This is a genomic window from Thermoplasmata archaeon (assembly GCA_038874435.1).
GTDB lineage: Archaea > Thermoplasmatota > Thermoplasmata > Lutacidiplasmatales > SKW197 > SKW197.
This window is the reverse complement of sequence record JAVZCK010000002.1, coordinates 25606-38415: the sequence shown is the minus strand read 5'-3', so window position 1 is coordinate 38415 and position 12810 is coordinate 25606. Positions and strand designations below refer to the sequence as shown.

General features: G+C 42.3%; 8 protein-coding genes. 6 read left to right on the top strand and 2 right to left on the bottom strand.

What is annotated here, in order from left to right; all coding sequences use genetic code 11:
- Positions 1 to 63: 63 nt before the first annotated feature.
- Positions 64 to 1497 carry an ATP-binding protein gene (locus tag QXD64_01095; protein MEM3395911.1) on the bottom strand — a complete coding sequence of 478 codons (1434 nt, stop codon included), beginning with the start codon at positions 1495 to 1497 and terminating at the stop codon, positions 64 to 66.
- Positions 1498 to 1659: 162 nt separating this feature from the next.
- Here QXD64_01095 and QXD64_01090 point away from each other — a divergent pair, with 162 nt between their 5' ends.
- From QXD64_01090 to QXD64_01075, 4 genes are read left to right on the top strand one after another with little or no spacing between them, the layout of a single operon-like run.
- Complete coding sequence (locus QXD64_01090; GenBank protein MEM3395910.1) at positions 1660 to 2577, top strand: zinc ribbon domain-containing protein; 918 nt, start codon at positions 1660 to 1662, stop codon at positions 2575 to 2577.
- A gap of 44 nt (positions 2578 to 2621) precedes the next feature.
- Positions 2622 to 2987: a prefoldin subunit beta gene (locus QXD64_01085; protein ID MEM3395909.1), complete on the top strand. Its 366-nt coding sequence runs from the start codon at positions 2622 to 2624 to the stop codon at positions 2985 to 2987.
- The gene (locus QXD64_01080) at positions 2987 to 3949 is read left to right on the top strand and encodes a DHH family phosphoesterase (protein ID MEM3395908.1); all 963 of its coding nucleotides are present in this window, start codon (positions 2987 to 2989) and stop codon (positions 3947 to 3949) included. The genes QXD64_01085 and QXD64_01080 overlap by 1 nt, the downstream gene beginning before the upstream one ends.
- Positions 3946 to 4935, top strand: coding sequence for a class I SAM-dependent methyltransferase family protein (locus QXD64_01075; GenBank protein ID MEM3395907.1), 990 nt, complete (start codon positions 3946 to 3948; stop codon positions 4933 to 4935). The genes QXD64_01080 and QXD64_01075 overlap by 4 nt, the downstream gene beginning before the upstream one ends.
- 28 nt (positions 4936 to 4963) lie before the next feature.
- Here the strand turns inward: QXD64_01075 and QXD64_01070 are convergent, their stop codons facing one another.
- Positions 4964 to 8545 (bottom strand): NosD domain-containing protein, encoded by a 3582-nt coding sequence (locus QXD64_01070; GenBank protein MEM3395906.1) that lies wholly within the window; start codon positions 8543 to 8545, stop codon positions 4964 to 4966.
- 259 nt (positions 8546 to 8804) lie between these two features.
- On the opposite strand from QXD64_01070, the gene QXD64_01065 reads away from it, so the two are divergent.
- Both QXD64_01065 and QXD64_01060 read left to right on the top strand, forming a co-directional pair.
- Entirely contained in the window at positions 8805 to 11333 is a 2529-nt protein-coding gene (locus tag QXD64_01065) for a hypothetical protein (protein MEM3395905.1), read from the top strand.
- Between the two features lie 88 nt (positions 11334 to 11421).
- Positions 11422 to 12810, top strand: coding sequence for a tetratricopeptide repeat protein (locus QXD64_01060; protein MEM3395904.1), 1389 nt, complete (start codon positions 11422 to 11424; stop codon positions 12808 to 12810).

The following is a 12810-nucleotide window of genomic DNA, read 5'->3' as shown; positions in this document are numbered from 1 at the left end:
CACTACATCGTTAAGAGAGCGTTTTTGGAACAATTTGGAACACTTCATTATTTTTACCGACTATTACTCAATTATTTTTACTGCCTCTCCACCGTGTTTCGATTCACGAGGCCTGATATCAACGAATACGGGCATAGGGAGAGAGGGTGAGGTTATGAGAGCAGTGCCAATAGGGAGGGACTGGATTTCGTCCATTGTTCCTGAGGTAATGCCTTCTACTGACGCACAAACCGCCTTCAAGTCATTTGGATTTGTAATTTTTAGAATAATCTGGGTGTTGCACTGGCTTAGCACATTTTTATCAACTTTCGCTGGACGCTGACTTATGATACAGAGCCCAAGCCCGAATTTTCTGCCTTCTGAGGCAATTGTTCTGAGAATCTTAGAACTCGCTGCCTGTCCCTGCTGAGGACAGAAGTTGTGTGCCTCTTCAACTACAAGCATAAGTGGTGGGATCTTATTTATCTTCCTAAGCTCAAAAAGAGCATTGCAAAGCCTTGTTACAATTAACTCCTGAATATCGGGAGGTGTGCCACGAAGATTTATGATAGAGGTTTTGCCTTTCACAACAATCTCATTCACATGCGTGCCGACTTCTGCAAAAATTTCCACATCCTTAAGATACTCAAGCTCATTTATCAATGTGCCAACGACATATTCTTGCTCTGTCTCTAAAATTGAGATTATCTCATCTATCGTATATCTTCCCTTTGTTTGCCTAAGCGTATCTATTGCCTTCCTGAGGTGAGTGAGATACTGACGCACATTCTTTATTGTGGTGAGAGCAATGATGTCCCTTGCGTCCATGCTAGATAGTGTGAATCTGAGGGGTTTCGCGGCAGGGTTTGTTTTGATGTCGGGCGAAAATTCTTGGATTTTCGAACTGTAACCTCTCGGGGAAACATGGAAATTCCTCTTCGTCTCTGGCAGCTTACCCGCTTCTCTCATTGAAGGGTACTCTCCATGAGGATCAATAATAACGCAGGTAACATCATGCTTCATGAACTCTTCCAGCAACACCCCCACAAGGTAACTTTTACCTCCTCCTGTTTTTGCCAGCACTGAAATGTGCTTCTGCACCATGTCGTTTATGTCTAGGTAAACCTCTATATCATGTCCCCTAAGCAAACCCACATATGCTCCAGTTCTGGTTTCTCTACCAAGCCCGAGCACTTCCCGAATCGTTTCCTCAGAGGCACGGAATACAGGAGAGCCAGGTAGGATTGGAGTATGGGGAACTTGAAGCAAATTTCGTTCGTCCCTATAACCAATGACCTTAATCTTAGCTATTGCCTTATACTCTGAATTTAAAAACTCCCCATATTGGTCTTTTGTCTCTCCCTTTGTTTTGATTTCTACATTATCGATTTGACCAAGAACAACACCGCATTTTTCGTGATTGATTTCTACATATTCTGTTTTCTCAGCGACTTTTGAAAGCAAACAGTCAAACTGAGTTGGTTCAGTGTTGCCCACAACGATACCAATCTCTTCCATCAATTCCAGGTAGCGGTTCGCTATAGATAAAACTTTCCTCGGAATTAGAGAAATATAGCTTACGATTTGATCGTTTGTCTTGATGGTGTCTGGGTCCCACGACATTAGTACCACATACAATGCATCCAAACCTATTTATTCCCCTGTTTATTCGCTTTAGGCATGAAATTGGAACTCGGGAACTTGAAAAAGGTGGTGGAGAAAAGCATTCTCGCACGAATCCTCGCAGTTATTCTCGTGATTCTACTCAATGTAGCTGCATACATCACAGCCACCTGCCTTGTTCCTATCGCTGGCGTTCTCTTCACATTCGGAATTCCAGTGCTTCTTGGCTGGAAAAACATAAAGTTCCTGCTTGGTTTTGGTCTGCCTGTAATAATTGGCACTGCAATAATTGTTGCCGCTTATCAGACAAACTATGTGCAAACAGGCCAAGATGCCACGCTCAGCGATGAGGCAGGACATTTTTCAAATGGCACTGTTTCTCCCTATAAAGGAAAAGGTGGGGAAACATTCAATTTCACTGTTGAGATTAAAAAAGAGAACAATACCTACGATACGGTTTACTTAATTCGTTCCAAAGACCTTTACATTCTGGATGACCCGATGGAAGAGATGACAAAATACTATGAAGATAACACAACCGCTAAATACTACTACAACACCAGTGTGGAAAAATCAATGATATGGTATTACACCTTCTCAATTCACCGCAACTACCAGAATGGTTCTATTGCCTGGCTCAATGTGACAAGGGGAGGACAGCAAATGATAAGAGTAGGGCCCGTCACGATGGACTACAATGAAATGCTCTTCTCATTCATAGGTGTCTATTTACTTAACACGATGTTGATGCTTGGCGTTGGCTACTACCTTCTTGTAAGCATGTACTGGTGGTTTGGAAAGGCAAAACAGAGAAGAGAGGCGATTCTGAAGGAAATGGAAGCCCAGAAGGAGGCAGAAAGTAAACAAATTGAGGAACTTGAGAAGAAAAAGACCCTCAAATGTTCCAGCTGCGGTGCCGTTGTTGACGAGGGGGCTGAGAAATGCTGGAAGTGTGGTGAAAAATTCGAGAAATAAAGAGTTAAATACCCATTGGAATTATGCAAACCTAAGGTGAAAACATGATAGGTGAAAGAGAACTGCCACCTGAAATTCAGAACCAGATAATCCAGTATAGACAGGTTGAACAGCAACTACAGGTGCTGCTCCAGCAGAAGTTTAATTTTGAGCTTCAAATGAGAGAGATAGACCAGGCACTTGAAACCCTGAAGGATGCAAAAGAAGACACACCAATATACAAGAGTATCGGTTCTTTGCTCATAAAGGCAAACAGCAAGACAGAAATTGTGGACGAGCTCAATAATACAAAAGAGAGTATCAACCTAAAGCTCACCAGCATAAAAAAACAGGAAGAACGGCTCAAAGAAAAATATGAGAGCTTGCAGAAGCAACTTGCAGAGAGTTTACAGGCATTTCAGAAGACATGATGACTCTTCAGAATTTTTGCGCAGAATTCCAGAAAAGAATTCAGAATGTAAGAAAAGGCCTTGTGCTCACTCACTGCCTGGCTGATGGCGATGCTGCTGGAAGTGCAATCGCAATCAAACTTGCCTTCCCATTTTTTGAGATAGGCATTCCTGACAACCCGACAAGAACTGCAAAGAAAATATTTTCAGCTATGGGTGTAAACTACCTCACAGCCCCATGCATTGATGATTTTGATTTTTTTCTTGTTCTAGATGCTGCTGCCCCCTATATGCTCGGTGAAATTGCTGGGAAGCTGGAGAATGCGATGGTGCTTGACCATCATAGTTATTGCTCCGATTGGGAATACCTTCCATATTACGCAGACCCGAGCAAAAGCTCCACTGCAGAAGTTGTGTACGAAATGCTCAGAGAGATTGGAGTTCGAATCACCCCAGAAATTGCAAAAGCTATTTTATTTGGAATTGCCTCCGACACTGCTCAGTTTGCCATTGCAAAGCCGCATGCCTTCAGAACAGCAGCTGAGCTACTCGAACATGGTGTTCGAATCCAGGATGTCTTTGAGATTCTTAGCGAAAAAAACCAGGACCTCTCGCAGAGAATAAGCATCCTCAAGGGTTTTTCCCGTCTCAAATACCAGCACTACAAAGAGTTTTTGGTTGCTGGCTCAATTGTGAGTGCCCACGAGGCAGTGGTCTGCACTGCTCTTGTAAATGCAGGCGTGGACATTGCATTTGTTGGTTCCCAGAAGGAGAAAGAGTTCAGAATAAGCGGGAGATTGAGCAATAATGCGACAAAACTTGGGATTTCTTTGACCGAGATTTTCAGCGAAGTGGCTTCGGACATGCATCTGGAAAGTGGGGGACACCCAGGGGCTGCAGGTGTGAGTGGCACTGGTGATGTGGAATTTGTAGTAAATGCCTGCATTAACACAGGGCTTAGAAAGCTAAGGGAAAAGGCATGAAAGTATTGTGCGTGAAAGTGTCAAAAGAAAAGGCAGAGAATGTGCTGGATTTTCTGGTTAAACACGGGTATCTGGATAAGTCAAAGAAGGTGGAGAGAGATACCTGGTTTGTCTATTTTCCAGTAGTTTGTGCGGTACCAGAGCTGGAAACTGTGGAAATGAATTGCATGGAACGGGAAAAATTCGTGCCCTTCAACGAAATCGCAAAGAAACTTGACATAGAGAAAGAAAAACTGCCCCATAAATGGGAGAAATTTGGGAATGTGGTTGTGCTTAAAATACCAGAATGTCTCAATGCTAAAAAGGAGGAGATTGGAAAAGTTTATGCGGAGGTGCTGGGGGCAAAAACCGTGGTTGCAGATAGGTGTGGAATTTATGGAGAATTCCGGAAGCCAGGTTTTGAAGTAATTTACGGCACAGAAACCGTGACACTGCACAAAGAGGCAGGTGTTCGGTTTAAGTTTGATGTTCTTAAGCAGATGTACTCCTCTGGTAACATTTTTGAGCGAGGAAGATTGATTAGTGTGGTGCAGCCGGGAGAAGTAATTGTGGACATGTTTGCGGGCATCGGTTACTTTTCAATTCCCATTGCAATGAAAACAGGTGTGGCAAAAATTTACGCATGTGAAAAAAACCCAGAAGCATTTGAGTTTCTGTGCGAGAACATAAAGCAGAATAAGGTTGAGAAAAAAGTGATTCCATTGCTGGGTGATTGCAGAGATGTGGCTCCAGCAAATGTTGCAGACAGAGTGCTCATGGGTTATCTAAAAGAAACTCATAAATTCCTTCCCCATGCTCTTCGTTGCCTGAAAGAGGGAAAGGGGATAATCCATTACCACGATGTTGTAAAATCAGAGCGATTTCCTGAGGAAATGCTGGAAAGAATCAAAGCCAATGTTCCGAGATTTGAGGTTATTCTGGCAAGAGTTGTGAAATCCTATGCTCCAAAAACGGTGCATGGTGTTGTGGATTTGAGAGTTTTGTGAGATTGCTTGTGTGGAAAGTCAAGAATTTTCATTCGATTATCTTGGACCTCCCTCTTCCTGTTCCCATATTATGTGTATAGAGAACAACGCCCGCAACTACCACTATCATCAAAATAGGAATATAGAAATCAAAACCAGGGGTTTTGGGCGTTTCCGGTTTTGTTTCAGTGAGCTTCACAGTGAGGTTTGCACTGCCTGTTGCATTTACATACCCTGCCTTCACTGCCATCGCTGTGATTGTGACTATTGTGGTAGCACTAATATTTGTGCTGGCAGTAAATTCAAATACAGCTCTGCCATCAGCATCAGTCAGCTTTGTTGTAGTGTTGAGAGTACCGATGGAATTGTTTGAAAGTTCAATGGTTACAGTCGCATTTGAAACAGGTGCATTTTTATAGTCATAGACCATCACAGAAAATTTTACACTGTTGCCTGGGTCAATCTGATCCTTGCTCACACTTATGGTAACTTTAAGTGGTTCCGGGGATTTTATTGTCAGGTTCGCACTATTTGTGACATAAACATATCCTGTCTTTGTTGCTGTCGCCGTAATTTTCACTATTGTGGTGGTGGTAACATTTGTGCTAGCAGTGAATTCAAACACAGCTTTGCCATCAGCATCAGTCAGCTTCGTTGTAGTGTTAAGAGTACCGATGGAATTGTTTGAAAGTTCAATGGTTACAGTCGCATTCGGAAGTGGTGTATTACCATCGTCATAAACCCTTACAGTAAAGTTTGCATTTTCTCCGGCATGGAGTTCTATCTTGCTGAGATTCAATTCAACCCTCAATGCCTGTAAAGAAACCGGTGTAGACAATGGATACCAGTCACTCACGCTTCCACAATAACCTATGCGATAGGCATTCTCGGTACCCCAATCATTCCCATCCCAGTTACTCCAGTAATTCCCTTCCTGAGATGTGTTGTCATACCAGTAGTTCCCACCAACATCATCGTATGCCTGTGAGTTACCAGAGACCCCTTTCTCTGCACCGTTCCGGGTATCATTAGATACCCCTTGACACAGGTACCGTAGGGCGGTAGCCCCGTTGCCAATGAAGTTGTTATGATGGATTTTGTTGCTTGTGGATGGAGAGATAACAGCCACTCCATAATTAGTGTTGTTGCAGAGCCAGTTATATGTAATGGTGTTGTTGTTTGAGGATGCCAGACAAATACCGTGTCCAGTATTATCTGATATATTGTTGTTCAGGATGTTATTGTTATCTGAGAAACCTAGCTGAATCCCATAGGAAGTATTGTGTATACTTAAGCCATAGACAAACATATTTGTTGAATTCGCAAGAATCACCTGCCCAGCATCAGCTGGAACCCTTCCACCATTTTGATTCTTGTAATAGTACACTGGTTTTCCATTCACTAAATTTGATGTATCTATATTGTGGGTATTCCAATCTGTGAGGTTAACACCCGTTATTACAATTCCATTGTTGTCCATACTGTTGTTTGTGAGTGTTGCAAATCCAGATGAGGTCAAATAGATGCCATTTTTAGCGTGACCATGAATATAGTTGTATGAGAGGTTGTTGTTATCTGAAAACTCTAAAACGATTCCTAACCGATACCACCACTCACTGCCAAAGTTGCTAATAGAAACATCGTTGCTCACAATCCTATTGTCACATGAGGCCTTCAGCCAGATACCATACATGTGGCTCACAATTTTACTATTCTGAATTGTTATATTGGATGAGTGAACGAGTTGAATCCCATAGGTGGTATTGGAAATATTTAGATTTGCTACCGTCATGGCATTGCAGTTTGCAAGAATCACCTGCCCGGCATCAGAGGGAACAGTTCCTCCATTGTGGTTTCTGTAATAGTACACAGGTTTCCCATTCACCAGATTTGTTGTATCTATACTCTGTGTAGTCCAGTGTGAAGTGTCAGAGCCCATTATTACGATGCCATTGTTTTCCATTGTGTTGTTTGTGAGGAGATTTCTGCTTGAGAGCATCAAAAAGATGCCACCATACCAGGAGTTGCTGGAGGCGTTGTTGTTTGCAATGATGTTGTTATCTGAAGTATCCAAGGATATGCTGTACCAGAAGCTATTGGATGCATTATTGCCTGTAATGTTGTTGTTGCTTGAAGAATATAAATATATGCCATCACTGTTTCCTGAGACGTTGTTGTTTGTGATTTTGTTATTACCTGAATTGTATAGTGCAATGCCATATGTGTTATTATAAACAGTGTTGTTTGTGATGATATTCTCACTTGATTCCAACAGATAAATACTCTCACAATTGCCAGAGACGGTGTTGTTTGTGATTTTGTTGTTATTGGAAAGATGTATGAAGATACCCATACCCTGGGACATGTTACCTGAGAGATTGTTATTTTCGATGTGATTGCCGTTTGAGAGTTCCAAAAAAATGCCTCTTGGATAACAATTGAAAAGATTATTTTGCGTTATGTTGTTATTATTGGAGGAATACAGGAAAATACCAGTTCTATCAACGCCTGAAATATTGTTTCTAGTGATGGTATTATAATCTGAAAAACCAAGTTGAATCCCTGTAGGGGCATTAGACATACTTAACCCATTAATAATAATGTTGGTTGAATTCGCAAGAATTACCTGCCCAGCATCAGATGGAACAGTTTCGCCATTGCGGTTCTTGTAGTAGTACACAGGTTTACCGTTCACTAAATTTGTTGTGTCTATGTTATGAGTATTCCAGTGTGCAAGCGCCTTCCCCTCTATCGCAATCCAGTTATCATACATGATGTTATTTGTTATGTTTGTATCAGTTGAGGACTCCAAATAAATAGCATATTTTGCATTTCCAGAAATATAGTTTTCTGCAATATTATTGTTGTTTGATGACCACAAAGAAATGCCTCCCTGAGAATTACTGGAAACATTGTTGTGCGTTATGTTGTTATCGTTGCTTGAGGAACCTATGGATATACCTGCACCTGAGTTGTCAGAAACATTGTTGTAAGATATACTGTTGCTGCTGGAAAACTGTAAGTCGATGCCCTCATTATTGTGTGTGAGATTGTTACCTAATATAGTGTTGTTGCTTGAGAACGACAAATAGATGCTCCGAAAATTGTCATAAACATTATTGTTTGCAATGAGGTTGTATTTAGAGGACCCATACAGATATATTCCTATATTTGTGCGATTGCAGGTGTTATTTTCTATTCTTCCATGTGTCACATTCTTAAGCGCAATCCCTGAACCAGAAGGAGGCATACTGCCAAAATCTGTTGCATTGTATACATTACAGTTCTTAATTACAAAGTAAGCATCAGTGTTCTCAATCCAGATGCAATAAGTGTTGCCATTGGCGTCTATTACCCAGCCCCCTATAATGTAAGGGTCATTCTCGGTACCTGAACCGCCGACAACACCGTTTGCCGCTGTAAACTGGCTGTTGCTCTCTATGTGTATTATTCCTCTAATCGTGCCCTTCATCGCTACGGCGCACGCCTCAATTTTCTCCTCTGCACTTACAACTCTGCTCTCCCATGTGAGACAAGCCACAACATTGAGGACAAGCACAGCAAGGACACAAACGGTCAACTTCTTCCCATGTCTCTGCCCCAAATCCTTATTCATCCTCTCCAAACTCATGGCTTTCACCCGTTACCGATAGGTAGATTGGAACGACCTATATATCAGTTGTCTTTGAGAGTATTATCTTCCTATCTATTCCTCGGATATTATGTCATCTAATAGCAGTGCAATATGGGTAGTGGTGCCACAAATCTGCACCTATAGAAAATCTTAATATCAATGATAGAATGCGGGCAACAAACACCTGAAATGTATTTTTCAGGTATGGCACAAACGCTAGATTTTGTGTCATTAAATCATGAATAGAGGTATGGGCATGCGGAAAAATACATTAATGGGAAAAACACTGGCTATTGTTTTAGTTATGTGTTTTTTGCTTTGTCCAACTATTTTTATAAGTCAGAATACCGTCTGCGGCAGCAACAATGAGACCGAAAGCACAATTATGGCTACATCCCAGCTGACTGTTGAGGTCTCTATTGCTAAAATCAAAGTGGATAGGCCAACAGACATAACCGTGAAAGTCAAAGATGCTTATGGGAATCCTGTATCAAACGCAACTGTATTACTTTACATCAGCAATTCATATCAGCAAAGACCGGGGGAAACTGTAGCAAATGGCACCACCAACCAAGAAGGTATTGCAGAATTCAGAGGTGTGGTGATTGATTATGCTTCTGAAGATGTCTCGCTCTACATTAACGCAGAATACAACGGAGTATATGGCTATACACAGATTCCGACCGAAGAAGTCACTTTCTTTGAGGAGCTGGGAGAAGGACTCTGTGTTCCTGCCTCACTTATCGCTCTCTTTCTCGGAATTGCCCTCCTTGGTTATGGCGTATTCTCAAATGTAGGGAAAGAAAGGGGAAGCAAGGCAAGATTTGCAGTTCCAATCCTTGGTATAATTTTCATAGCACTTGCTGTCTGGGTAATGCTCTCAGTTCCCACGGTTGGAGACGCTCTAAAACCCATCGTTACAATTTTTTCATCTATCTTCGGAATTGTTCTACTGATTTCCAGTGGCTACATTCTCTCCAAAAAAAGTTCTAGAAATCTTAGAACTGGAGCTGGAGGGATTGCAGCTGGGATTGTGCTGTTGTGCATTGCTGGAATATTCATAAGAGAGAGCATAGAGATTATGTCCCCCATGGCTCCTTGGCTCATGTTGATTTTTGCAGGTGCTGGCTGTGTGCTCGCGTTCCTGGGCACAATGTGGTCAATGCAGAATAAGAGAGGATTCGGTATGCTGTCGCTTTTCGGGAGCATAATTTTCCTCTCACTTTCCATGTTCATGAATGGAGGTGAGGTATCGCAGAACAACTACGCATTGCTGTTTTTAGTTATTTCTGCAATAACCGGGGTTATTTTCGTGGTCTCAGCAATTTTGAGGATGGCAAGAGATGGTGAGCATATTTTTACAAATTCATTTGTTGGGCTCCTGTTTATGTGCATTGCATCTGTTCTTGTCTATGAGATAGGTTGGTTCGGAAATTACTCATTCTTACTTCTCAGCATCTCCACAACAGCCATTGCATTCTCTTTCACAATCAATGTATGGAAAGCAGCAACTGTAGAAACCCAGAAAAGGTATCAGTCAATGGCGGCATCAGGTCTATATAAAAAATATGGAGACCCCGAATCCAACACATCAAGTTTGAAACATGTGGAAGGTGAGAGAATATTCAAAAAGTGGCGAAATAATTTGACTGCGATGAAGGAAGCTGAATTGTTTATGCCTGAGAGTTTACTTAAATCGTTTAAGTATCTATATTCAAATAAATTTTACGGTGGATTTTATGAGGCGGAGGAGGAAGTAGAATATTTTAGTGAGGATAAGATTGTAAAGAAGATAAATGAACCCTATCAACTTGATCCAGACCCTAAACCCAAACCCCCAACAAGTTTTAGAAACGAGACCCAGATTTATCCATACGACCAATACGAGAAAGAATGTAGCACTTGCAAAGGCACAGGTGAGGTAACCTGCCCAAAATGCAATGGAAGCGGGAAAGAGAAATGTAGTAATTGTGGAGGCAGGGGCTACAAGCAAAGGGGCGTTGTAAAATCACGGGAAGGCGTCAAATCTGGCGGTCCAATTAGGGCAGAGATTTATACGGAAGTTAGAAAATTAAGACATGCAGATGGAACTGTGTATGGAGAAGTCAAATCACCCCATGCTGTGACAATTGGCTCTAGCGCTGGGCGAATGGACACAACTAAAATTGAGATTGAGTCATACACCTGTCCAACCTGCAAGGGTTCAGGACTGTCCACAACTCCATGCAATAGATGTCATGGAAAAGGAAAAGTTACCTGCCAAGAGTGTGGTGGTCATGGCAAACTCCGAGTGTTGAAAAGAAAAATCTGGGAATACAAACATGAAACTGGTTATGGAAAGGTGCTACCTGAAAAATGCTATGCAACACCTTCTGCCAAGGAACTGCTTACAATCAACGAAGAGGAGTTTGAGAAAATCGATACACTGGAATTTAAAGACGAAGACAAAGTCGCAAAACCACCTACAATTAAAGAAATGCTGAAAAAGCTCAGATCTGACTACGAAAATTGGGTTGCGAGGAAAAAAGGAAAAGTGGTGCTTAATGCACACAAAGCATTTGTGTTTCCAGTGACAGAATGCATTGTAGAATATCCATCTGAGAAAGGAAAGAAAAAATTTTCTATCTGGGGTGCAGGAAATCAGAGGAACTGGGTAATTCATGCTGAAACCACACCCATAAAGAAAACACCCAAATTTTTCCTCAGACATGTACTGTTTTCCCTGATCACAATCTCAGAGATATTCGCTGTGATAATTCTTCATCGCCTGTTAATATTTACATGATAGTTATTCAACTCCTCGGACACAAAAACACAGAATAATTAAATATCCCCTTTGACATTACTCCATGAAATCAACGAGGGTGTAAATAATGGTTAAGGTCTGTCCTGTTTGCGGAACTGAGAATCCAGATGATGCAGATGTATGCAGTGGATGCAATATACGACTCAGTTCTGTGCTAGCATCAGAAAGTGGCGGTAAAACAGATACCGAAATTGATGCCCTTGTGAAGTCAATCCTGGTTAAGAAGGAAGCCCCACCCATTGAAAAGAAAGAAGAGAAACCAATCTCAGCACCAACAAGAAAAAGGGAACTTGAGATCCCAGTGCCTGGACCAAAGGAAAAACCTACGCCAGAAGTTGAGGAACGCACATTCAGATGTCCCACATGCAATGCTAAAGTGCCTGCTGCTGCAACAGGATGCCCGAAATGTGGCACCCTTTTCAAATACGAGGCGAATGCCTTTAACTGTCCCATATGTAACACTCTCCTACCTGGCACAGCCACTAAGTGCCCGAAGTGCCATGCTGAGTTTGAAGAGGAACAGGCACCTTCTCCTCCTCCGATGCCCGCTCCGGCATCAGCTCCGAAACCAGAATTGCAACCACCGAGACCCACACAACCAACTGGAAAACCACCACACCCCTCGCAAGTGATACCTCCTGCACCGCCCCCAGAACCAGTAGAAACAAGACCTGCACAAACTCCACAGCCACCAGCAAGAACCCCCCATGTTTATCCATCGACACAGAAAGCAAGAACCGAAGCCCCACCTAAAATTTACGAGGAGACAGTGAGGGTGTCTTTCGTGGCAAAGCACTTTGTTGACATTCTCATTGTGGTTTCGCTTTGCATTCTTCTCGCTATTTTCATTGGGTTCCGGCTCTGGGAACTCACAGACCTATTTTGGATTGGCTTTACTGTGCTTTTATCAGTGGGAGTTATGCTTTCCGCTGTAGTATTTGTGATTCTGAACCGAACGAGCAATGAAATTATTGCTGGGGATAAACTGCTGCAGCAGAGACGATACTGGGAAGCAATCCAGCACTATGATAGAGCAATAAAGCTCGGTGTTAATCTAACCGTGGCATGGACCAACAAGGGAGTTGCCTACAAAAAACTTGGAAAGTATAGTGAAGCACTTGCCTGCTTCGATCGGGCAATCCAGCTTGATTCGAGAAATGAAGTGGCATGGACTAACAAGGGCGATATTTACTTCAAAATGGGGAATTTTTCAGAAGCAATAAAATGCTACCACGAGGCTGTGAACATTAATCCAAGGTATGAGGTTGCCTGGAACAATCTAGGCGTTGCGAATGAGAGGATTGGTGCATTCAAGGAGGCAGAGCGATGCTATGATATGGCAATAAAATTAAGGCCTGGCTATCGTTCTGCTTACCTAAACAAAGGCGATCTGCTTGCGAGAACTGGGAGACAAGGAGAGGCAGCCCAGTGCTACAGAAATGCAGGTCTGATGTGA

Bases quoted from the DNA above. Each gene is read 5' to 3' on its own strand.
- QXD64_01065 (MEM3395905.1), top strand. From the start codon at position 8,805: ATGCGGAAAAATACATTAATGGGAAAAACACTGGCTATTGTTTTAGTT.
- QXD64_01070 (MEM3395906.1), bottom strand. From the start codon at position 8,545: ATGAGTTTGGAGAGGATGAATAAGGATTTGGGGCAGAGACATGGGAAG.
- QXD64_01085 (MEM3395909.1), top strand. From the start codon at position 2,622: ATGATAGGTGAAAGAGAACTGCCACCTGAAATTCAGAACCAGATAATC.
- QXD64_01090 (MEM3395910.1), top strand. From the start codon at position 1,660: ATGAAATTGGAACTCGGGAACTTGAAAAAGGTGGTGGAGAAAAGCATT.
- QXD64_01095 (MEM3395911.1), bottom strand. From the start codon at position 1,497: ATGGAAGAGATTGGTATCGTTGTGGGCAACACTGAACCAACTCAGTTT.
- QXD64_01075 (MEM3395907.1), top strand. From the start codon at position 3,946: ATGAAAGTATTGTGCGTGAAAGTGTCAAAAGAAAAGGCAGAGAATGTG.
- QXD64_01080 (MEM3395908.1), top strand. From the start codon at position 2,987: ATGACTCTTCAGAATTTTTGCGCAGAATTCCAGAAAAGAATTCAGAAT.
- QXD64_01060 (MEM3395904.1), top strand. From the start codon at position 11,422: ATGGTTAAGGTCTGTCCTGTTTGCGGAACTGAGAATCCAGATGATGCA.